At 70.6% G+C, this 21,069-nt stretch carries 18 protein-coding genes; 8 read left to right on the top strand and 10 right to left on the bottom strand.

What is annotated here, in order from left to right; genetic code table 11:
- Positions 1–14: 14 nt before the first annotated feature.
- Positions 15–353 carry an ArsR/SmtB family transcription factor gene (locus tag ABEA30_RS07970; RefSeq protein ID WP_345581604.1) on the top strand — a complete coding sequence of 113 codons (339 nt, stop codon included), beginning with the start codon at positions 15–17 and terminating at the stop codon, positions 351–353.
- Here ABEA30_RS07970 and ABEA30_RS07965 read toward each other — a convergent pair.
- Positions 344–1,711 (bottom strand): family 4 glycosyl hydrolase, encoded by a 1,368-nt coding sequence (locus ABEA30_RS07965; protein ID WP_345581601.1) that lies wholly within the window; start codon positions 1,709–1,711, stop codon positions 344–346. The two genes, ABEA30_RS07970 and ABEA30_RS07965, sit on opposite strands and share 10 nt — an antisense overlap.
- Positions 1,708–2,475, bottom strand: a complete 768-nt coding sequence (locus tag ABEA30_RS07960; protein WP_345581598.1) for a DeoR/GlpR family DNA-binding transcription regulator — start codon at positions 2,473–2,475, stop codon at positions 1,708–1,710. Before ABEA30_RS07960 ends, ABEA30_RS07965 begins: the two co-directional genes overlap by 4 nt.
- A gap of 102 nt (positions 2,476–2,577) precedes the next feature.
- On the opposite strand from ABEA30_RS07960, the gene ABEA30_RS07955 reads away from it, so the two are divergent.
- From ABEA30_RS07955 to ABEA30_RS07935, 5 genes are all read left to right on the top strand, one after another.
- Complete coding sequence (locus ABEA30_RS07955) at positions 2,578–3,957, top strand: ABC transporter substrate-binding protein (protein ID WP_345581595.1); 1,380 nt, start codon at positions 2,578–2,580, stop codon at positions 3,955–3,957.
- A 2-nt stretch (positions 3,958–3,959) separates the two neighbouring features.
- Complete coding sequence (locus ABEA30_RS07950) at positions 3,960–4,874, top strand: carbohydrate ABC transporter permease (protein WP_345581592.1); 915 nt, start codon at positions 3,960–3,962, stop codon at positions 4,872–4,874.
- Positions 4,871–5,680, top strand: coding sequence for a carbohydrate ABC transporter permease (locus ABEA30_RS07945; RefSeq protein WP_345581589.1), 810 nt, complete (start codon positions 4,871–4,873; stop codon positions 5,678–5,680). Before ABEA30_RS07950 ends, ABEA30_RS07945 begins: the two co-directional genes overlap by 4 nt.
- Entirely contained in the window at positions 5,677–6,813 is a 1,137-nt protein-coding gene (locus tag ABEA30_RS07940; protein WP_345581586.1) for a carbohydrate kinase family protein, read from the top strand. Before ABEA30_RS07945 ends, ABEA30_RS07940 begins: the two co-directional genes overlap by 4 nt.
- Before the next feature lie 114 nt (positions 6,814–6,927).
- Entirely contained in the window at positions 6,928–10,416 is a 3,489-nt protein-coding gene (locus ABEA30_RS07935; protein WP_345581583.1) for a sugar-binding protein, read from the top strand.
- 50 nt (positions 10,417–10,466) lie between these two features.
- On the opposite strand, the gene ABEA30_RS07930 is transcribed toward ABEA30_RS07935, so the two are convergent.
- The 7 genes from ABEA30_RS07930 to ABEA30_RS07900 all read right to left on the bottom strand — a co-directional run bounded on the left by ABEA30_RS07930 (position 10,467) and on the right by ABEA30_RS07900 (position 18,046).
- Positions 10,467–13,133, bottom strand: coding sequence for a LysM peptidoglycan-binding domain-containing protein (locus tag ABEA30_RS07930; protein WP_345581580.1), 2,667 nt, complete (start codon positions 13,131–13,133; stop codon positions 10,467–10,469).
- A gap of 2 nt (positions 13,134–13,135) precedes the next feature.
- A complete protein-coding gene (locus tag ABEA30_RS07925) occupies positions 13,136–13,318 on the bottom strand; it encodes a hypothetical protein (RefSeq protein ID WP_345581577.1) in 183 nt (60 codons plus the stop codon).
- 112 nt (positions 13,319–13,430) lie between these two features.
- Positions 13,431–14,300 (bottom strand): hypothetical protein, encoded by an 870-nt coding sequence (locus tag ABEA30_RS07920; protein ID WP_345581574.1) that lies wholly within the window; start codon positions 14,298–14,300, stop codon positions 13,431–13,433.
- Positions 14,300–15,151, bottom strand: a complete 852-nt coding sequence (locus tag ABEA30_RS07915; RefSeq protein WP_345581635.1) for a type II secretion system F family protein — start codon at positions 15,149–15,151, stop codon at positions 14,300–14,302. The genes ABEA30_RS07920 and ABEA30_RS07915 overlap by 1 nt, the downstream gene beginning before the upstream one ends.
- Positions 15,151–16,605 (bottom strand): CpaF family protein, encoded by a 1,455-nt coding sequence (locus tag ABEA30_RS07910; RefSeq protein WP_345581571.1) that lies wholly within the window; start codon positions 16,603–16,605, stop codon positions 15,151–15,153. Before ABEA30_RS07910 ends, ABEA30_RS07915 begins: the two co-directional genes overlap by 1 nt.
- Positions 16,602–17,402, bottom strand: a complete 801-nt coding sequence (locus tag ABEA30_RS07905; protein ID WP_345581568.1) for a hypothetical protein — start codon at positions 17,400–17,402, stop codon at positions 16,602–16,604. Before ABEA30_RS07905 ends, ABEA30_RS07910 begins: the two co-directional genes overlap by 4 nt.
- Positions 17,402–18,046, bottom strand: coding sequence for an SAF domain-containing protein (locus ABEA30_RS07900; protein ID WP_345581565.1), 645 nt, complete (start codon positions 18,044–18,046; stop codon positions 17,402–17,404). Before ABEA30_RS07900 ends, ABEA30_RS07905 begins: the two co-directional genes overlap by 1 nt.
- A gap of 218 nt (positions 18,047–18,264) precedes the next feature.
- Here ABEA30_RS07900 and ABEA30_RS07895 point away from each other — a divergent pair, with 218 nt between their 5' ends.
- Complete coding sequence (locus ABEA30_RS07895; protein WP_345581562.1) at positions 18,265–19,098, top strand: hypothetical protein; 834 nt, start codon at positions 18,265–18,267, stop codon at positions 19,096–19,098.
- Between the two features lie 10 nt (positions 19,099–19,108).
- Positions 19,109–20,170, top strand: a complete 1,062-nt coding sequence (locus tag ABEA30_RS07890) for an NAD(P)-dependent alcohol dehydrogenase (protein WP_345581559.1) — start codon at positions 19,109–19,111, stop codon at positions 20,168–20,170.
- Between the two features lie 118 nt (positions 20,171–20,288).
- Here ABEA30_RS07890 and ABEA30_RS07885 read toward each other — a convergent pair.
- On the bottom strand, positions 20,289–21,069 hold a 781-nt coding region (locus ABEA30_RS07885; RefSeq protein WP_345581555.1), incomplete at its 5' end, for an HNH endonuclease signature motif containing protein.

The following is a 21,069-nucleotide window of genomic DNA, read 5'->3' as shown; positions in this document are numbered from 1 at the left end:
CGTACGATGGACGCATGCACGAACACCCGATCCGCCAGGTGCCCGACGACGAGCACGCCAACCTCGCATCCGAGACGTTCCGCATGCTGTCGGACCCCACCCGGGTGAAGCTCCTGTGGGCGCTGTTCCAGGGCGAGCACAGCGTGGGCGCCCTGGCCGACATGGTGGGCGCGGCGCCCACCGCGGTGAGCCAGCACCTGGCCAAGCTCCGCCTCGCCGGCCTGGTGCAGAGCCGCCGGGAGGGCACCTTCGCGTACTACCGCTCAGCCGACGAGCACGTGCAGCGGCTGCTCACCGAGGCGCTCTCGCACGCGGAGCACGTCTCCGGCATGGTCGAGCACACCTACCGCTGAAACAGCGCGGCGATCTCCTCGTGGGCGGCGATGTAGCCGTCGAGCAGCTGGCGCCCGAGGACCGGCGAGTTGACCAAGGGATGCAGCGCGAAACCCTCCCACGCCTTGTCGGGGTCGCGGGTCAGTGCCGCCTCGGCGATCGCCTGCTCCGCCGCGCGCAGCCGCGCCATCATCCCCAGTTCCACGAGGCTCACGGGCCCGACGGGCAGCGGGTGCACGCCGTCGCCGTCGACGACGCAGGCCACCTCGACCACCACGTCGTCGGGCAGTTCCGGCACCACGCGCCGGCCGTCGGACAGGTTCGCGACGTCGAGGATCATCCGCTCCGGCTCCCCGGTGGCCAGCGCCCGCATCATCCGCAGCGCCACCTCCTGGTAGCCGCCGCCCATGTCCTCCTCTCGCCGCTCCTCGTCGCGGGCCTCCGCCATGTAGGTGGCCTCACGCTCGTGCAGCACGGTGTGCCAGAGCGCCAGCGGGTCCTCGGCGGAGGCGACGTGCTCGTAGAACTGCGCCTGCTGGGCCTGGAGGTACTGGCCGCGGGTCTGCTCGTTCCCGCCAATGCGCCCGACGGCGGACGTGGTGTGCCAGTAGTAGTACAGGTACTCGTTGGGCAGCGCACCGAAGGCCCGCACGAAGTCCTTGCCGATGAGGCGGGCCTCCTCGACGTGGTCCAGCCGCTCGTCGTCGGCGAGGATCTCCGGTAGCCGGTCCACGCCGTCGACGCTCACCGACCGCAGGAAGCCCATGTGGTTGAGGCCGACGTAGTCGTAGTCGACGCGGTCGCGGTCGTGCTCCAGCGACACGCCCAGGAGCCGCGACACCCGCCGCACCAGCCCGATCGGCGTGTCGCAGATGCCGACGACACGCTCGCCGAGCACCCGACGCATCGACTGCGTCACGATGCCTGCCGGGTTGGTGAAGTTGATGGTCCACGCATCGGGGGCCACCTCGGCGATCGCGTGCGCCACCTCCTGCATCACCGGGATCGTGCGCAGCGCGTAGGCGAGGCCGCCCGGGCCGATGGTCTCCTGGCCGAGCAGCCCCAGGTCCAGCGCCACGCGCTCATCCTTGACCCGCCCCTCGGAGCCGCCCACGCGGATGGCGGAGAAGATGAAGTCGGCACCGACGAGCGCCTCGCGCAGGTCCGTGCTGACCCGCAGCGACGGCGGGTCCTCCAGCTGCGCGGCCCGCGCCCGGATCACCCGGGCGATGCCGTCGAGTCGCGACTGCGAGTTGTCGTGCAGCACGACCTCCTCGATGAATGGGCGGCCGTCGGCCATGGCCACGGTGTTGGTGGCCACCGCGTCGTAGACGAGCGGCACGCGGAAACCGCCGCCGCCGAGGATGACGAGCTTCATGGGACGAGGACCTCCAGATCCGTCTCGGGGGGCAGTTGCAGTGAATCGGGGCCGGCGGCGTTGTCGGTGATGAGGCCGGTGAACGCCGTCAGCGGCGCGATCTCCAGGAACCCGCTGCCGGGGAACTTCGCGTGGTCTGCCAGCAGCCACGAGCGCGACGACACGTCGATCATCGCCCGCTTCACGGGCACCTCGCTGGGCGTCGAGTCCAGCACTGCGCCGTCCGGGCGGACGCCGGCGGCGCCGAGGAACGCCACGTCGACGCGGACCTGCCGCAGGCACGACTCCGTCAGCACGCCCACCAACGACTGGTAGTTGGGGCGCAGCACGCCGCCCATCACGACCAGGTCGATGTGCGGGGCGTTCGACAGCGCCGCCACCACGGCCAGCGACGCCGTCACCACCGTGATCGAGCGTTCGTGCAGGTACGGACACATCGCGAACACCGTCGTGCCGATGTCGAGGGCCACGACGTCGCCGTCGCGCACCAGGCCTGCGGCGGCCCGCGCGATGCGACGCTTGGCACCTGTCTCACGGCCGGCGACGACGTCGAACGCGGCGTGGTCGGCCTCGGGCCGGATGCTGTGCGGGCGGCACGCGCCGCCGCGGACCCGTTCGACGACGCCGGTGTCGGCCAGGTGCTGGAGGTCGCGGCGGACGGTGGCCTCGGACACGTCGAGCGCGGCGGCGAGCTCCTGCACCGAGGCGGAACCCTTCGCGTGGACGAACTCCGCCACCCTGCGTTGGCGTACGTCGGTGAGCATGACTCGACGATATATCCGAACTGCAATCAGCATCGATAAACATCAATCATTTGCAAACAGAACGTGGCAGACTCATGCCAAAGACAGTCAAGGAGGATCCTCATGTCGCCAAGTCCATTCCGTCGCCTGCTGAAGCTGGGTCTGGCGGGTGCCGCAGCCCTCAGCATGCTGGCCGCCTGTGCCCCCGGATCTGACTTCCCTGAGCCCGCCGAGCCCGCGGACACCTCGTCGTCCGCGGCCGCCGAGGGCCCCGTCGACCCGGCCGGCCTGGGCGACATCACGCTCACGGTGTGGGACCAGGAGGTGCGCGGCAGCCAGAACGATGCCCTCGTGGCCCTCAACGAGGCGTTCATGGAGAAGTACCCCAACATCACCATCGAACGCCAGAGCCAGTCGTTCGACGACCTCAAGGCCCAGGTGGCCCTCGCGCTCAGCGGCAACGACGTGCCCGACGTGGTGCAGGTCAACAACGCCCGCGGCGACATGGGCCAGTTCGTCACCGCCGGTCAGCTCACCGACCTGAGCCCCTACGCGGCGCAGTACGGCTGGGAGGACCGCTTCCCGGCCTCGGTGCTGTCGAAGGTCCGCTACTCCGACGACGGGACGACGTTCGGCGAGGGCAACCTCTACGGCCTGCCGCAGACCGGTGAGATCGTCGGCATCTTCTACTCCAAGAGCAAGCTCGAGGCGCTCGGCGCCGAGCTGCCCACCACGTGGGACGAGTACTTCGCCATCCTCGACCAGGCCAAGGAGGCCGGCGAGCAGCCCATGATCCTCGGCAACATCGAGGGCTGGCCCGCCATCCACGTCTTCGGCCCTCTGATGGCCAACTACGTCGAGCCGGAGGAGGCCGTGAAGCTCGGCATGGGCAACGCGGGCGCCAGCTGGCTCTCCGACGGCAACAAGGCCGCCATGGAGCAGTTCGCGAAGTGGGGCACCGAGGGCTACTTCGGCTCCTCGCCCAACGGCACCGACTACGACGCCGCCTGGAACGACTTCACCAACGGCACCGGCGTCTTCCTGCCCGGCGGCTCGTGGCTGGGCGTCGACATGGAGGCCGTGATGGGCGACGACCTGGGCTTCATGGCCCCGCCGCCCGCCGTCAACGGCGAGCTCGCCACCACCGGCGGCACCGGCATCCCGTTCTCCATCCCGGCCAACGCCGAGAACAAGGACGCGGCCGTGGCCTACATCGACTACATCACCAGCGACGAGGCCATGAAGCTCATCGCCGAGAACGGCGGCTTCCCGGTGCTCGGCGCCGCCGACCTGGCGCCCGAATCGGGCGTGCTCAAGGAGATCTTCGAGGCCTTCGACAAGGTCTCGGAGGAGGGCACGCTGCTGCCGTACCTCGACTACGCGACGCCCACCTTCTCCGACACCGCCGGCCAGGGCCTCCAGGAGGCCGTCGGCGGGCAGCGTTCGCCGGAAGAGGTGCTGCAGTCGTTCGAGGACGACTACAAGGGCTTCACGGGCGAGTGACGATGGCACGACGGGGTGGCGGGGGCCAGGCGCGGCCCTCGGCGGTGATCAGGGGGAGGGCCACGCCCTACCTCTACCTGCTCCCCGCCTTCCTCGTCTACGCCGCGTTCCTCCTGTACCCGCTACTGAGGTCCGGCCAGTTCTCGCTGTACGACTGGCCGGGCTTCGGCCCGTCCGAGTTCGTGGGGCTCGGCAACTACGCCGCCCTCATGGGCGACCGCCGCTTCCTTGCGGCCATCCTCCACGCGCTGATCCTGATCATCTTCTACTCCGTGCTGCCGCTGGTTGTGGGCCTCGTCCTGGCGGCGGTGCTGCGGCGGGGCCGGGTGCGCGGCCTGGGCTTCTTCCGCGTGGTGATCTTCATGCCGCAGGTGATCGCGCTGGTCGTGGTCGCCGTCGCCTGGTACCAGATCTACTCGCCGCGCGGGCTGCTCAACGCCGTGCTGGAACTGGTGGGGCTCGGTGAGTTCGCGCGCGGCTGGCTGGGCGACCCGACCTTCGCCCTGCCCGCCGTCGGCATGGTGGGCTTCTGGCTGCAGACCGGCCTGGTCATGCTGTTGCTGCTGGCAGGCATGAACCGCATCTCCAACGACCTCTACGAGGCCGCCCGGCTCGACGGCGCAGGCCCCGTGCGCGAGTTCTTCTCGATCACCCTGCCCAGCGTGCGCGGCGAGATCGCCACCGCGCTGGTGCTGACCATCATCGCGGCGCTGAAGACGTTCGACCTGGTCTACGTGACCACCTCGGGCGGCCCGGGCACCGCCACGACGGTGCCCAGCTACGAGGTCTACAACCGCGCGTTCAACCTCAAGCAGGTGGGCTCGGCCTCGGCCGTGGCCATCGTGCTGACCATCCTGGTGTTCGTCATCAACGTGTTCGTCTCGCGGATCGGTGAAGAGAAGGAGGTGCGACGGTGAAGGTCTCGGCCGGTGAGCGGCTGATGAACTACGTGATCCTCAGCCTGTTCGCGCTCTTCGCGCTGTTCCCGATCATCACCATCCTGGTCACGGCGCTGCGCCCCCAGATCGGCGTCGTGGGCGGCGCGCTGCACTGGGAGAACTTCGTCACCGCCTGGGAGCTCGGCAACTTCGCCACCGCGCTGACCAACTCGCTGCTGGTGGCGCTGCTGGTGGTCAGCCTGGCGCTGGTGCTGTCGATCCTGGCCGGCTACGCGTTCGGCACGATGCGGTTCCGCGGCTCGACGGTCCTGTTCTACCTGTTCCTGCTCGGGCTGATGGTGCCCGCCGAGGCCATCGTCATCCCGCTGTTCTTCGACCTGCGCAACCTCGGCCTCACCGACACCATCTGGGCCATCGCCCTGCCGCAGGTGGCGCAGTCGGTGGCGTTCGGCACGTTCTGGATGCGCGCCCAGTTCCGCGCGCTGCCCCGCAACCTCATCGAGGCCGCGGCCATCGACGGCACGTCGGGCCTGGCCGCGCTGTGGCGCATCGTGGTGCCGCCGTCGTTGCCCTCCATCGCGACGGTGTCGGTGCTGATGTTCATGTGGACCTGGAACGAGTTCCTCATCCCGCTGATCATGAGCCCGGGGGGCCAGTGGCGCACGGCCCCGTTGGGGCTGGCCATCTTCAAGGGCCAGTACACCTCTGATCACGCGCTGCTGGCGGCCGCCGGTGTCATCATCGCGGCGCCGATCATCGTCGTCTTCCTGCTGTTGCAGCGCTACTTCATCAGCGGGATGCTCGAAGGAGCCTCGAAGGAATGAACCAGCACCAGCACCAGGAACCCGTCTGCTACGACTGTTGGAACTGGGACCCGCTCGCCGAACTGCGCTCCGACGACGACCCGCCGCTGGACGTGGTGACCACCGGGCCGCTGTTCTTCGACATCATCTTCACCGGCCTGCCGCGGCTGCCAGAGCCTGGCGAGGAGCTGCAGAGCACCGGCATGGGGTCGTGCCCCGGCGGCATCGCGAACCTCTCGACGGCGACGGCGCGGCTGGGCCTGCGCACCGGCCTGGTCACCGGCTTCGGCGACGACGCGTACGCCGACTGGATGTGGGACACCCTCTCCGAGCAGGAGCACATCGACCTGTCGTGCTCGCGTCGCTTCGAGAACTTCCACTCGGCCATCACCGTCTCGATGGCGTTCCGCGGCGACAGGGGCATGGTCACCCACGAACATCCGCTCCCCGAACCGCTCGACGACCTGCTGCTCGCCGCGCCTGCCGCCCGCGCCGCAGCGGTCGACCTCAAGCGGCCCGGCCAGTGGTGGGACAAGCTGCGCCACGAGGGCACCTTGATGTTCGCCGACGTCGGCTTCGACGAGAGCGGGCGCTGGGACAAGGCGCACCTCGCCCCGCTGAACCAGTGCCACGCCTTCACGCCCAACTCGGTGGAGGCCATGGGCTACACCCGCACCGACCGGCCCAGCAACGCCGTGCGGGCGCTGGCCAACCTCGTCCCACTGGCGGTGGTCACCGACGGCGTGCGCGGGTCCTACGCCATCGACAACACCACCGGCGAGGAGGCGTACTGCCCCAGCGTCGCCGTCGACGCCATCGACCCGACGGGGGCCGGCGACGTCTTCGCCGCCGCCATCATCCTGGGCACGCTGTCGGGCTGGAGCCTGGAGCAGCGGCTGCAGTTCGCCTCGCTGAGTTCGTCGCTGGCCGTGCGGCAGTTCGGCGGCTCGCTGGCCGCACCCGGCTGGGGCGACCTGGCCGACTGGTGGCGCAACCTGGAGCGCCTCCGCGACGAGGGCGACCTCAGGGCCGCGCACATCGGCCGCGAGTACGCGTTCCTGGCCGACCTCATCCCGACGCACCCGGTGCACGGCGTGCGTCGCGCCCAGGGCACGTTCGCGATGGCGTCCGACGCCGGCCACGCCCCGGGCTGACCGTCGAAGCAATCACAAACCGTCAAGACCTCTCAACTGCACTCATGTTGTGCCTACTATGAGCGCAATCCTCATACAACTAGGGCAACGCCGTCGTTGCCATTGGAGGTTCCGATGAGAAGACAGTTGTTAGCCCTGGCCGCTGCAATGGCAGTCGGCTTCGGCCTCCAAGTCCCGGCCTGGGCACAGGACACCGAGCTCGCCGTGGGCGAGGGGTCCGTGGCCACCGAGGTCAACCCCAACAAGGTCGACGTCCTGGGCATCTGGGCCCACCCCGACGACGACGCCGGCTTCGTGACCCCCTGCGGTGTCTGGACCGACCGCTTCGACGTCAAGTGCGGCGTGGTCATGCTCACCCGCGGTGAGGGCGGCTCGAACTCGGTCGGCGACGAGGCCGGCCCCGACCTGGGCCTGCGCCGCGAGAACGAGGACCGCACCTCCTTCTACCGGGCCGGCATGTACGACATCTACAACATCGACGCGGTGGACTTCTGGTACAACACCAGCGCCGCGCTCACCGAGGACATCTGGGGTTCCGAGCGGATCCAGCGCCAGGTGGTGCACATCATCCGCCAGACCCAGCCCGAGATCCTGATGGGCTGGCCGCCCAGCCCGGCCGGGCACGGGCACCACCAGTACTCCGGCCGCGTGAACTGGGAGGCCGTCCAGCTGGCCGCCGACCCGAACGCGTTCCCCGAGCAGCTCACCGGCCCCGACGCCGTCGAGCCGTGGCAGGTCAAGGTCATCACGTCGGGCGCCGCCACCAACGGCACCGGCGGCCAGCTCGCCGCCGAGTGCAACGCCGGCTTCGTGCCTGCCGACAACAACCAGTTCACCGTCGTGGGGACGTGGACCGGGTTCGAGTCGCCGTACACGTGGCTGGAGGGCAACGTGCAGGGCATGGAGCCCGGCACCCCCATGACGTGGGCGCAGGTGGGCCGCGAGGACAACCGTGGCCATCCCACGCAGGCGCGCAGCAAGCTCACCGGCCTGTGGGATCCGTTCTGCCAGCGCTACGGCATCGCGCAGTCGCTGGTGCCGTTCCAACCCAACGGCACCGCCGCCAACGCGCGTGACGACGCCATCCTCTTCGGCACGCTGGTCGCGGACCCGGGCGGCATGCCGCTGGGCTCTACCTACACCATCGAGGTGGACGACTACTTCCAGGCGCCCGGGGTGCCGTTCGACGTGACCGTCACTGCGAAGTCCGGCTCCGGCACCATCGCCGCCGGCGACGTGACCCTCGGCGTGCCCGAGGGCTGGACCGTCACCGGTGACGCCGAACTCGGCCCCATCACCACCTCCGCCACCTCCAGCGCCACGCTCACGGTGACGCCGTCGGACGACGCGGCGCTGGCCCGGTACAAGATCGAGGCCCATTTCGACAACGGCACCGTCACCGCCTACAACGACACCCGCGTGCAGCTGGTGGCGGGCGTCGAGGGCCAGTTCCAGCGCTGGGGCAACTACGCGGCCTACGAGGCGTGGGCCGACGAGTTCACCCGCGTGTCCGGCCGGTCGTCGGCCGAGCGCCAGATCGGCGCCGGCGAGTCCGTGACCATCCCGGTCATCGTGACCAACCGCACCACCGTCCCGCAGACGGGCGAGGTCTCGCTGCAGGTGGCCGCACCGTTCACCGTCGACCAGGCCACCGTCGCCTACACGGCGCTGGGGGCCGGCGAACGGCAGACCGTCAACTTCGTGGTGACCCACACCGACCCGTCGGACGTGGGTGGCCGCATCGTCGACGTGCCGATCGTCACCACGGCGACCGCGCTGGGCTCCACCAGCACCGAGACGCTGCGCCTCTACGTGGTGCCCACCACCGTGATCCCGGAGGCGGAGACGGAGCCGGTGGTCGACGGTGTCGCCGACGAGGTCTACGGCGACCCGGTGGACATCGGCCGACGCTGGGAGGGCGCGCAGTGCGAGCCCAACGGCACCGACTGTGGCGAGGGCAGCACCATGCGCCTGGCCTGGCACGCCGACGCCCTGTACGTCACCGCGTTCGTGGTCGACAACATGGCCAGCGCCGCCGCCACGCCGGAGCGCTGCTTCGGCCACTGGCTGGTGGATTCGGTCGAGGTGCTCCTCGACCCGCTGGGCGGCTCGCGTGACACCTCCACCACGTTCAAGAGCGGCATCATGCCGTTCACCGACGACCCGTCCGGCGCCGCCGGCCAGGGCGCGAACGGGCCGTGCTGGAGCCGTGACGCCGACAACCACCAGGGCTTCTCGTCCGGTCCGCTCGCGGCCACCGTCGAGGGCGGGCCCAACTCGCCCGGCCAGGAAGTGGCGGTCGACGTGACCCGCAACGACGACGGCACCTACGTCGGCGGCGGGTTCACCGTCGAGGTGAAGATCCCGCTCGAGAACCTGCCTGCGGCGGTCGTGACCGGTGCCGCCCCCACGGGCGCGCAGGCCACCAACGACGTGGACCCGGACTATCTGGGCCTCAACGTCACGCCGTACGACTCCGACGTGCAGACGTTCATCGGCAAGACCCGCACCGCCTGGTCGCCGTTCGGCAGCCAGCAGTCCGAGCCGTACCGCTGGGGGCACGCGTACCTCGACGGGTACACGGCGCCCGACGGCCGTTCGACGACGCCCGACACGCCCACCATTCCCGACGAGGCGCTGCGTGGCGTCGAGTCGCCGCAGACCATCTACCAGTCCGCGGCCCGTGGCGTGACGATCGCCGGCCTGCAGGCCAGCCGGGCGCTCACCGTGCGCGGTGTCACCTTCGACGACGGCGGCGCCACCATCAGCGTCAACGCGGCGAAGGCCGGCACGGTCAGGGCGTTCGCCTGGAACGGCAACCCGTCAGCCATCCCGGTGTGGGTCTCCAGCTGCCCGGGCGACGAGCTCGGCTTCTCGACCTGCAACCTCGAGACCGACACCGCTGCCGCCCCGTGGGCACCCGACATGGGCGGACGCCTCCTCGGGCAGGCCGAGAAGGCCGTCAGCCCGGGCACGGCGACGGTGCGGTTGGCGCTCGACGCCGATGCGCTGGAGACGCTGCGGGGCGAGGACGGGATGATCCTGATCTCGTTCGACGACGCCGACGGCGCGGTCAACGCGTGGCAGTACCCCGTGGTGCTGCGCGACGTGAAGCCCACGCAGCCGCCGACGCCCCCGACGTCGCCTCCCACGTCGCCCGGCAAGCCGGACTTCGTGCGGACCGCTCCCTACACGCTCCCCGGCTTCCACAACCTCAACGGCCGCCAGTGGGAGACCACGTGTGAGGAGTACTCGCAGACCGAGCGGTGCTGGACCTACATCTGGGCCACCACCGTGAAGGTGGAGGACGGGCAGTACGTGCGCACCACGGGCTGGGCGTTCAACAACCTCACCTACCTGCCGTTCATGACGCGGGCCGAGTGGGGCACCAACCCGCTGGGCCACACGGGCGAGTGGACCGCGACCGATGGCCGCATGTGGCGCACCGAGTGCGACACCGCAGCCACCGGCCGCGGCGGCTGCCGCTCCTACGCGATGGTCACGGTGTACCAGGCGACGGCGAAGGCCGGCGGCGGGTACACGTTCAGCCAGAGCAACGAATGGGTGTTCAACAACATCGTGATGTTCAAGGAACGCATCTAGGCACCCCTCCGGTGACAGGGGGCGGGCGGCTTCGGTCGCCCGCCCCTTCCTCATTCCGACAGGGCGCGGCGCGCCGGCGTCTGGATCACGCCCTGCACCCGGACGGCCAGCGACGCCTCCAGGTCTCGGCCCTCGTTGCGCAGCGCGCGGTTGAGCATGAGGACGGCGTGGTCGGCGTCGGACGCGCGCCCCAGCCGAGCGAGCGTCTCGATCTCCAGCACGGCCAGCACGTCGTCGTCCGGCGCGCCGATGCGGCCACGTTCGATGGCCCACATCGCGGTCTCGGGGTCGCCGTACTTGAGGCTGCGCTCGGCCAGCACGCAGGCTGCGTCCACGATCATCGCGATCATGTCGGCCCGCAGCTGCTCGGCCCACTGCCACTGGAACGCGAAGGCACCCAGCGGGACGCCGCGCACTAGCGTGAGGGCGTCGCGGAGCGCCTGGCTGCTGGCCACGTTGATGCCGCCGCTGAGGGTGGCGGCGAACTGTTCCCAGTCGGACGTGACGCGATCGTCGAGATGGATCCGGCCGGTGTAGGCGTCCGGCAGGTACGGGGTGCCCGCCGGGTCAGCTCCCAGCCACGTGCGCAGCCTGCTCATGTTCGACCGGCGCGTGGCGTCGGCCACCTGCAGGTCGTGCAGCATCCGCGTGGGCGTGGCGCCGGGGTTGTGCAGTAGCCAGGCGCAGTACTCCATGCACTGTCCGACCGCCCGCGTCGGCGGCGTGCCGGCAGTGCCGCGCAGCTCGACCGGGCCGAGGACGAACAGCACCGGGTGCGACGGGGAACTCAGCGTGGTGGTCATGGCGCGCTCCTCGGGGCGGTCCTGCCGGGGGAGGGGGTGAACGTTGGGGGGCAGGTCGTCGTCGCCCTTCCACCAGGGAGCGGGCTGCGTGTCGAGGCTGCCGGTGGTGGCGAAGAGTTCCACCAGCGCCCGGCGGGCCGGGGCCGTGACCAGCTGCGGGCTGAAGCGTCTCCCTCTGAGGACGGCCTCCTCGCGCTCGACGTGGACCGGTGCATACGGCAGATGAGGGGCCATGGCGGTGCCGGCGACGACGGAGACCCCGACTTCGCCGAGCGCCAGGGCATCACCCACCGCGTCGAGCTCTGCCGGGCTGAGGGGGTGTAGGAACACCACGACGGTGGGGATGAACGCCTCGGCCAGGTCGGCGTCGGCGCGCACCGACGCGAGCGTGCGCTGCCGCATGGCGAGCCGACGCTCCGAGCACGTCCTCGCCAGACGGTTCAGCCCAGCCTGGGTGCTGGGTTCGCTGCCGACGCGTGGGTCGTCCAGCGCGGTGACCCAGTCGTCGCGCCCGACCACCACCAGTTCGACCGGCGCCGAGGCCGGGGCGCACGACAGCGCGGTCACGACGGCGCTGATCGCGGCCGTACGTTCGGCGCCGGTGAACAGCAGGGCACGTTCGGCCTCCAGGTCCGCCTCCACCGGCTCGTCGCCGTCCCAGCCCAGCACGATCGTCGTGGGGCCCCCAGCGACCACCGCAGCGGGCGCTTCGGAGCGGTGGGCTAGCGCCGTCCAGAAGTGCGCGACCTGCTCCGGCAGCGGGACGAGCCGTCGACCCATGGCCCGGGCCAGCACCTGTGCCCTCCGCCTGCCGGCCACGCCGATGAGGACCGAGCCGGCCAGCGCGGCGCCGACGGGGGCGAGCATGCCGGGGTAGTCGTCGCTCGGGTGGTCCTCCTCGGCCGCTCCTGCCGCTGGGGTCTCCGTGGCGGTCTCCGCCGCCGGCCGGGGCTCCTGCTCCGCCCCGGGTGGGGTGACCGCCTCCACGGGCCGGCCCCATCCGAAGGCCTCGGCGACGGCGTCCTCGGCCGTTCCGACCGCCGCAGCCTCAGCCTCAGCCTCAGCCTCAGCCTCGGGCGGAGGGGGCGCAGGCGCAGGCGCGGGCGCAACAGGTGCGGCGTCCGCAGCGGGAACGCGCAGTTCCCACCCCACCTCGATCACGTCCGGGTCCTGGACGAGCTCGGAGTTCGCCCGGTGCAGTTCGGGCCACCGATGCGGGTCGCCGAGCTCTGCTCCGGCGATGTGCCACAGCGTGTCGCCCTCCTCGACGACCACGGTGACCTCGGGGGCGCCGTCGGGAGCTGTGGGTAGGGCGAGCACCTCGCCCGGCGCCAGCCGGGACACGTCGGAGAGGCCCTCGTTGAGCGCGACGATGTCACGCCACCGCTCACCGGAGCCCAACTCGCGCTCGGCGACCTCCCACAACTCGTCGCCCGGCTGCACCGTGTAGCTGCGCGAAGACGCATGGCCGACCGCGCTGGCAGCGGGCGGCGGGTCTGCCGCGGCGACCGCCGAGGCCGGCGCGGCGTGCGACTCGAGGGGCGGTGCGGCCACCGTGCCATCGGCAGAGGCGACGGTGGGGCTCGCCACCGCAGCCAGCACCAGAGCGCCGATGGCCGGCCGCAACCAACCGGTGCCCGGCAGCGCCAGCCGGATCCGTTGCCGGGACAGCACGGCCAGCAGCTCGAGGACCACGGTCAGCGCCACCACCAGCCATGCCGCCCACGCCAGCGCAGCCAGGATGGCCAGGATCAGCTGGGAGCCCGCGCCGGTGGTGAGCGCGGCGCCCCAGTCGGCCTCGAGGAGGTGGCCTGCGTCCGTGAAGCGCAGGAGGAACCACGGCACGCCGACGAGCAGCGCGCCCAGCGCGATGACCGCCGAGCCCGCCGAAGCCAAGCGCCTGCCGAGACCCATGCTCAGCCCGGGAGGTTGTCGGTGACGTAGGCGGTGATGACGGTGATGATGATGACGGCGATGCCTGCGGCCCCGGCGAGCAGGATCGCGTTCTCGGTGCTCTGGCTCAGGCCGCGCTCGTCGTGGCGGCGAGTGGGCGTCAGGGTGTCGATGATGTACTCGACGGTCTGCTGGATGGGTGACATGGGTTCCTCCTCAAGGGACACTCTTGTCTGGGACGGGCTCGAAAAGTGCGTTATCCACAGGTGGTGGTGGAATGTGGTGAAAGTTGTCCACAGGTGGTCTGATCGCTTGACATCAACTCCCCATCAGGGTCAGCAACGCGGGCGCGACGAGTGCCACGCCCAGGAGCAGCGCCGGGATCGTCATCCAGAGCGTCATCGCCTCGCTTGCCTCCTGCGCCCTGGCCTTCTGCTGGCTCAGGTGCGCGTCCCGGAGTTCGCGCACGCGGGCCCGGAGGGCGTCGGCGACACCGGCGCCCTGCTCCTCGAGCTGCATGACGTCACTGAAGTCGGCGAGCTCCGGCACGCCCCACTCAGCAGCGACCCGTCGCAACTCCGGCCAGGGCTGAACCTGCTCCATCCGCGCCCGCTCCAGCCCTGCGGTGATGCGGCGGAACAGGGGAGCATCGGAGATGGCCGCGGCGTTCGCCGTCGCCTGGGCCGCTGAGGAGTTCGCCAGCCGCTCGAGGACGACCAGGTCGAAGAACGTGTGGATGCCGTCGACGGCGGACCGCTTCTCCTCCTCCGCGCCCGAGCGGAGCCGCAGATCGGCCACGAAGTACCCGCACAGGGCGCCCGCCAGCGCCACTGCCAGCGGAGTCAGCCCCACGGGTCGGCCCATGAGGAACTGCAACGCGCCCCACATCGCCGGGAGGAAGAAGCCGGTCAGGGTCCAGACGAGCTTCTCGATGAAGAAGTCGCCGACGGTGCGGTCCTGCATGAGCAGGAGCTTCTGCTGCTTCGCCGTCAGCGGGAGGCGTAGTCGGCGTTGGAGGCGCTCGCCCAACCCGTCCAGCCCGGCGGCTGCGGCCTGCGCTGCGGTGGGCCGTCGATCGAGCAGGGCGAGGGCGTCGTCGAGGCGTACGGGGGCCGCCACGGAGCCCCGGAGCACCAGCAGGAGCCCGAATCCGGCCACCATGCCGCAGGCGATCGCCAACCCCATCATCACTGGAGGCTCCTGAGGAAACGCGGCGCCATCGGCGGCACCGTCTGCCGGCGCAGCACGACGAGGCAGCCCAGGTAGGCCGCCGCCAGGGTCACGGCCAGCAACTGTCCCAGAGGTGAGCGGTAGGGCGCGAAGAATGTGCCGTTGAACAGGAGCGCGGCACCGAGGACGGCCAACGTGATGTAGGTCACCTGCCGCACCACGGCCCGCGGTTTCGCCCGCTCCGCCGCCACCTCGCGCAGCGCCCTGAGCCGGTCCTGGCTGTTGTCCGAGAGCGCCGCCAGCGTTGCCCTTGCGCCTGCCCCGCCACGCCCGGCGGCGATCACCAGCGCCGCAACCACCGCATCGGCGTCCGCAGAGCAGAGCTCGTCTGCCAGCGCGAAGAGGGCGTCGCGCATGGTCCACCGCTGGTCCAGCCGGATGCACAGCCGCCCCACCGGCCCCGTCAGGACGGTTGGGACCTGGTGCCGGGTGGCGAAGATCGCGTCGCGGATGGACTTGCCGGAAGACAGCGAGGTGGCCAGCAGGCGCACCCACCGGTCGAGCGCCGCGATCACCTCGATCTCGCGGTTCGGAGGTGCCATCAACAGCAGCGGGATGATGATCGCGGTGCCCGGCACCAGCAGCAGCGCCGGAAGCCAGCCGGTGACGACCGTGACCAGCGCTCCTGCCGCGCCGGCTCCGCCGAACCAGGCGCGGCGACGCGGGGTCAGGGTTGTCCACCAGCGGAGCGCGCTTGTCCACAGGTCTGTGGATGACCCTGTGGACGGCGCCGGCACGGTCCTGCGGAGTCCGGCCACCACCAAGGTCAGCCCGAGCCCCACCGCGCAGCCCAGGGCGACGACGACCATCACGTCCACAGCGAGACTCCGTCGAACTCGGCGAGCTCCCGCGACATGCCCGCCTCAGGCTGGTACAGCTCACCCTCAGTGGCGCTCGCCGCCCGATAGACCACATGGGTGGCGGGGCGTCCCGCCTCCACGGCCCCGGTGAGCTGGCGCACCTCGGAGACGAACCGACGGCGGGTGCCGCCGCGCCAGGTGTCGTCGGTCAGCTGCACGTGGACGAGGAAGTCGATGTGGTGCGCGATCTGGTTCATGGCGTCCTCGATGCTGAGCACGCGGCCCTGTGCGACGCGTGCGGCCAGGCGGTCGATCGTGGACGCCGCCGAGTGCGAGTGGGTGGTGCTGAGCACGCCTGCGCCCGACTGGAGGGCCTCGAACATCGCGCCCGCCTCCGCGCCACGCACCTCGCCCACCACCAGCCGGGTCAGGTTCTGGCGCAGCGCCTCCGGGATGAGGTCTGCGACGGTGTAGTCGCCCACCCCCACGCCGCCGGAGGTCTCACCCATGCCGACGCGCGCCTGCAGCGCCAGCACGTTGCGACGGTTGCGCAGCAGGTGGGTGAGCAGTTCGTAGTCCGTCTCCAGCGTGCCGAAGCGCTCGTTGGGGTGAATGGCCGCGATGAGCGCCCGCAGCAACGTGGTCTTGCCCGCACCCTGGTCGCCTGAGATCACGATCGACTTGCGCGCCAGCACGGCCGACTGCAGCATCCGCGCCAAATGCGGGGGCAGCATCCCGCCCTCGGCGAGGTCTGCCAGCGTCACGTCGGTCAGCCTGTGCTGGCGGATCACGACGCTGGGCCGGTACGACAAGCCGAAGCCGATGGCGTGCAGCCGGAACCGGTTGCCGAGGGCGAGGGTCATCGTCGGGTGGAGGTCGTCGAACGGGCGTGGGGGAGAGGCCGTCTCGCCCAGGAACCGGATGGCGTCGACCAGTTCGTCGTCGGAGTCCGCGACGGCGGGGTGCGGCACCCGGCGACCGTCGCCGTACTGGACCATCACCGAGTCGCAGCCGTGGATCTCGATGTTCTCCGCCTCCGGCAGTTCGAAGAGCGGTTGCAGGCGGCCGTAGCCGAAGGCCGCGCTCTCCACGGCGTCGGCGTAGCGGGTCTCGAGTTCCATCGGCCACAGCGCCTCGCCCGAGTCGCCCAGCGCCTGTGCGTGGGCGTGCACCACGCGGCGGATGATCGAGCGGCCCTGCACCCGGCGGTCTGCCTCCGGCATGGGCTGCCCGCGGCTGGCCATCCACCCGGAGCCGGCGTCGGAGATGGCCTCGGCCGCCTCCCGCCTGAGCGTCACCACGAGTTGCCAGTCGACCTCCGACGGAGGTCCCGGCACGCGCGGCGGCGTCGCGGGCGACACGGCCGCGCGGGTGGGTCGGGCCGGCATGGACGGCACGCCGGTGGGTGTCGCGCCCAGCCGGCCGAGCGCGCCGGCCAGCGGAGGCAGGTCGTGGATGCTCATCGGGCGCCTCCCGTGACGAGGGCCGCGGCCTGCCGGGCCCTGGTGAGCCGCTCCGACAGCGACTTCGCGTCTGCCCGCATCCTCCCCATGAACGACCCCTCGAAGAACTTCCGCGGCTCACGTTCCCCGTCGCTCAGGACCTCGGCGGATCTGGGCTCCCACGGCACTTCCGCCCAGACGGGGGCCGCGAACTGGGCGGAGATCTCGGCAGCCGAGTAGGGACGCTCCGGGCCCACCACCACCAGTCCGACGGCGACCTGCTGCGGCAGCGCGGCCAACTGGTCACGCAGCGTCGGCAGGTGGATGCGGGCGCCGGCCAGCGAACGCAGCGAGGACCGCACCGTCAGGAGCACCACGTCTGCCGCGCTGAGCATCCCCAGCGGCAGGCCGGTCGTGGAGAGCCGGCCGGCGTCGATCAGGACGTCGACGCCCTGCGGGTCCAGCGCCTCGAAGGACTCGCCCAGTGCTGGCCACACGTGCTCGAACAGGCGGGCGGCGCCGGGCGAGGTGAAGCCGGGCAGGAAGCGGCGCTGCACGTCCGTGCCTTCGGCGAGCGGCAGAGTCTGACGCCATAGCTCAGGGGCCAAGGGGTGGCCCTCGCGGTGGAGGTGGGCCAGTGTCATGAGCCCCCGCCCGCCGTGGTCCATGCCCCGCAGGTATCCCGCCTGCACCGACTGCGCCGGCTCGCGGTCGCAGTCGGCCAGGAGCACGTGCCGCGGCCACGTGAGCGCCAGGCCGAGCGACGCCGTCGTCGCGCCCGGCGCCCCCGCCGCGGAGGTGAACACGATGACTGCCATCAGCCCTCCGTCGTCACCACGAGCGCCACCTGGTCTGCCGCGGAGAGCCGGGCGACTGCGTCGGCCTCGCCATCAGCCACCTGCACGTCGAGCGCGTAGCTGACGCCGTCGTCCAATAGCTGTGGCCGGGTGGCCAGCACCGCGTCGACGGCGGACTCTGCCCCATCCACGAGCCCCACCAGCCGCACGGTGGTGCCCGGTGGGAGGTCGGTGCTGGGCAGCTTGCCGAGCGTCAGGCGGAGGCCCACGAGGCTCTGGCCGCTGGGCAGCGGGTCGTCGCCGACGTGACGGGCCAGCGGGAAGGCCCCCTGCGGCAGGTCCATGCGGGCACGCTGCCCGACGAGCGACTGCAGGACGTCGGCACCCTCAGCCTCCACGCCGAGCGCGCCGGGCACCTCCATCACCATCAGGTCTTCGGCGGCGACGACCTCGCCGCGCAGGACGTCTGCGGCCATCACCACGACCGACTTCTGGTCGGCGTTCATGGTGTAGAGCAGCGCTGCCCCGATGCCCCCCATCGTCACGAGCAGCAGGCCCAGCGCGATGAGCTTCGGGCTGCGGCGGGCTCGGAGTTGGACCGCCTCAGGCCGCGGCGCTGCGGGCGGTGTCAGATCTGGCTTCGTCGGACGGTCGTGGTTGTGCATTGGCCCCCTCCTGCCGATCGGCAATCTAGGAGGCGAAGGGGTCATTCTTCCCGCTTTGTCCGGCTCCTGTGGATAACTACCGGCGCGTCGTTCGATCTGTCCACAATCGGCAGCGGTGAGTGTTCGGTGGGGATAGCCTTGGCTCGGTTTGATTTCCTGAGAATCTTCAGGAACTCTTGTCCCTGTCGGAATCGACGAAGATCATCGGGAGAACGCACGTGCACAAGTGGATCGCCTCGCTGGCAGCGCTCGCTGCCGTAGCGGCAGGCTCCATCGTCGCCACCTCGGCGGACGCCCTCCCCATCGCGCCCGAGCCGGTCATCCCCGTCACCGGCATCCCCACCCCGTGTGCCTCGACGTTCCCCTTCCCCGACGGCGCCACCGTCGACGAGATCAAGGTGCAGCTGGCCACCAACTTCGGCTTCAAGCTGGCCGGCTCGCAATGGACTGAGGCGCGCCGCCCGTCGATCAAGATCCTCTGGGAGACGCTCGACGCCATGGAGTGCACCGACTACCGCAAGAACCTGCAGAGCAAGGTCAGCGGCACCGTCGGCATCAACACCACCAGCATCCGCGGCTACGCCTGGGGCGACTGGAGCCTGACGAAGAGCGGCTACGTCTCGTTCGACTTCGCCAAGTTCCAAGGTGCCCTCGACTCCGGTGACGACGGCCGCCTCACCCGCCTCGTGGCGCACGAGCTTGCGCACGTCCTCAACTCGGACCGCTACTCGGAGCCGCAGTACTGGACCGACTTCAAGAAGCTGTACGCCCGGGAGGGCCGCTTCTCCGACTACGCGGGCAGCAAGGTCAGTGAGGTCTTCGCAGACGTCATCGGCTACTACGTCGGCCGCTGCGCGCTGGACAACCCGTACGACACCGGTGAGCACGACGCGTACTACGCCTACGCGAAGGACGTGATCTTCGGTGGCAAGGAGTTCGGCCCCGCGCCGGGCGAGGCCATGAACTGCACCGTGCCGGACGCCAACGCCGAGGCCCCCATGCCGGGCCCCGAGCAGGACGCCGCGTGGCTCGTCGGTTTGGGGGGCGAGTAACCTCGGCTCCATGCCTGAGGTCATCGCCTACGCCATCGACTCGCCCACCGGCCGGTACGAGAAGACCACCATCACCCGCCGGGAGCCCGGCCCCACCGAGGTGTACTTCGAGATCGCCTACGCGGGCATCTGCCACTCCGACATCCACACCGCCCGCGCAGAGTGGGGTGAGCCCATCTACCCGCTGGTCGCCGGCCATGAGATCGCTGGCGTGGTGACGAAGGTGGGCTCCGAGGTCACCAAGTTCAAGGTGGGCGACCGCGTCGGCGTCGGCTGCTTCGTCGATTCGTGCGGTGAATGCGAGATGTGCCAGGACGGCGAGGAGCAGTTCTGTACCGCCCCGAAGGGGCAGGGCACCGTGGGCACGTACAACGCGATCGGCCGCAACGGTGAACCCACCGCGGGCGGCTACTCACAGGGCATCACCGTCGAGCAGGACTACGTCATGAGCGTGCCAGACGAGATCTCGCTGGAGCACGCCGCGCCCCTCATGTGCGCCGGCATCACCACCTACAGCCCGCTGAAGCACTGGGGTGCCGGCCCGGGCAAACGCGTCGCCGTCATCGGCATGGGCGGGCTGGGCCATGTCGCCGTGCAGTTCGCCGCCAAGATGGGCGCAGACGTCACCGTCTTCGGCCGCACCCTCGCCAAGCGCGACGATGGGCTCGAGCTGGGTGCCACCGACTATGTCTCCACCGAAGACCGCGACGCCATGAAGCGGGTGCGCCGCAGCTTCGACATCGTGCTGTCGACCATCTCCGACGGCGTCGAGCTCGACACCCTGGTGGGCCTCACCAAGCCCCACGGGGTCGTGGTCAACCTCGGCCTCCCGTCTGACGGGACGGCCACCGTCAGCCTCGGCCGCCTCATCAACGGCAACCGCGCCGTCGCCGGCTCCAACATCGGCGGCATCCGCGAGACGCAGGAGATGCTCGACTTCTGCGCCGACTACGACGTGCGGCCCATCATCGAGGTCATCCCGGCGAACCAGATCAACGAGGCCTACGACAACGTCGTGGCCTCGAAGGTGCGCTACCGCTACGTGATCGACGCCTCGACGCTCGCCGACTGACCGGCGGCGCCCACGCGGTTCCTGAGGGGTGCCTGCGCCCACCCGGTTCCTGAGGGGCGCCAGCGACGAAGGAGCCAGCGCCCACGAAGGGCCGCGCCCCACGAAGGGCCTCGCCCACTCATTCCTGGTAGCGCCATGCTGGTGAGGATTCGCTTTGTTGGGGTGGGGGTTGGGGTGTTGGGCGTGGTGGTGCCTGGGTGGGTGCGGTGAGTCCGCGTGGGAGTCGGCGGCCGAGGTTGTGTCGGCGGGGTGGTCGGCGTTGGCTGCCGTCCCGGTTCCTGCCCGGTGGCTGGTGTTGGTGGAGGATCGCGCGGAGTTGGAAACGCCGGTGGAGTTTGGGTGTTCTGCCGGGGTCGATGTGTGTGGGTGGGGTGAACCACGGCAGTCCGGTGTCGGGATCGAGGTGCACGTGCCACTGCGACTCGGGTGACTGGTCCGGGTCTGGTTCCACCAGCCGGTGATGATGCGGGCACAGGAGGACGGCGTTGGCGAGGCAGGTGATGCCGCCTGCCCACCAGGGGACGATGTGGTGTGCTTCGCAGGCCCGGGGTGTGACGGTGCAGCCGGGGAACGCGCAGCCCCCGTCCCGCAGGATCAGCGCGGTCCGGATCGCGGCGGGGAACATCCGGTGGGCCCGGCCCACATCCAACGGTTTCGAATCGGACCCCAGCACGACGGGGATGATGTCGGCGTCACAGGCGAGCCGCCGCGCGTCCCCGGCGGAGAGCCCGTCGAGGTTCTCCGCGCCGACGATCCCGGCCTTGCCGAGTCCGGTGATGAGGGTGTGGTAGTCGAGGGTGATGTGCACCTGGGGCCGGTCCCCACCATGCGCGGGCAGGTTCCCGCCGGCGGCGGCGGTCTGGATCAGCAGCATGAACGCATCCGCCCGGCGCGTCTCC

This window comes from Tessaracoccus lubricantis, assembly GCF_039544535.1.
GTDB classification, from domain to species: domain Bacteria; phylum Actinomycetota; class Actinomycetes; order Propionibacteriales; family Propionibacteriaceae; genus Arachnia; species Arachnia lubricantis.
The sequence above is the reverse complement of the archived record's forward strand: the minus strand, read 5'-3'. Positions and strand labels throughout refer to the sequence as shown.

What these genes read in the sequence shown, in the direction of transcription:
- ABEA30_RS07915 (WP_345581635.1), bottom strand. Translation starts at nt 15,151, where the DNA reads ATGGTCGTCGTCGCCCTGGGCTGCGCGGTGGGGCTCGGGCTGACCTTG.
- ABEA30_RS07950 (WP_345581592.1), top strand. Translation starts at nt 3,960, where the DNA reads ATGGCACGACGGGGTGGCGGGGGCCAGGCGCGGCCCTCGGCGGTGATC.
- ABEA30_RS07930 (WP_345581580.1), bottom strand. Translation starts at nt 13,133, where the DNA reads ATGGGTCTCGGCAGGCGCTTGGCTTCGGCGGGCTCGGCGGTCATCGCG.
- ABEA30_RS07925 (WP_345581577.1), bottom strand. Translation starts at nt 13,318, where the DNA reads ATGTCACCCATCCAGCAGACCGTCGAGTACATCATCGACACCCTGACG.
- ABEA30_RS07910 (WP_345581571.1), bottom strand. Translation starts at nt 16,605, where the DNA reads ATGAGCATCCACGACCTGCCTCCGCTGGCCGGCGCGCTCGGCCGGCTG.
- ABEA30_RS07905 (WP_345581568.1), bottom strand. Translation starts at nt 17,402, where the DNA reads ATGGCAGTCATCGTGTTCACCTCCGCGGCGGGGGCGCCGGGCGCGACG.
- ABEA30_RS07970 (WP_345581604.1), top strand. Translation starts at nt 15, where the DNA reads ATGCACGAACACCCGATCCGCCAGGTGCCCGACGACGAGCACGCCAAC.
- ABEA30_RS07965 (WP_345581601.1), bottom strand. Translation starts at nt 1,711, where the DNA reads ATGAAGCTCGTCATCCTCGGCGGCGGCGGTTTCCGCGTGCCGCTCGTC.
- ABEA30_RS07890 (WP_345581559.1), top strand. Translation starts at nt 19,109, where the DNA reads ATGCCTGAGGTCATCGCCTACGCCATCGACTCGCCCACCGGCCGGTAC.
- ABEA30_RS07920 (WP_345581574.1), bottom strand. Translation starts at nt 14,300, where the DNA reads ATGATGGGGTTGGCGATCGCCTGCGGCATGGTGGCCGGATTCGGGCTC.
- ABEA30_RS07900 (WP_345581565.1), bottom strand. Translation starts at nt 18,046, where the DNA reads ATGCACAACCACGACCGTCCGACGAAGCCAGATCTGACACCGCCCGCA.
- ABEA30_RS07960 (WP_345581598.1), bottom strand. Translation starts at nt 2,475, where the DNA reads ATGCTCACCGACGTACGCCAACGCAGGGTGGCGGAGTTCGTCCACGCG.
- ABEA30_RS07935 (WP_345581583.1), top strand. Translation starts at nt 6,928, where the DNA reads ATGAGAAGACAGTTGTTAGCCCTGGCCGCTGCAATGGCAGTCGGCTTC.
- ABEA30_RS07955 (WP_345581595.1), top strand. Translation starts at nt 2,578, where the DNA reads ATGTCGCCAAGTCCATTCCGTCGCCTGCTGAAGCTGGGTCTGGCGGGT.
- ABEA30_RS07940 (WP_345581586.1), top strand. Translation starts at nt 5,677, where the DNA reads ATGAACCAGCACCAGCACCAGGAACCCGTCTGCTACGACTGTTGGAAC.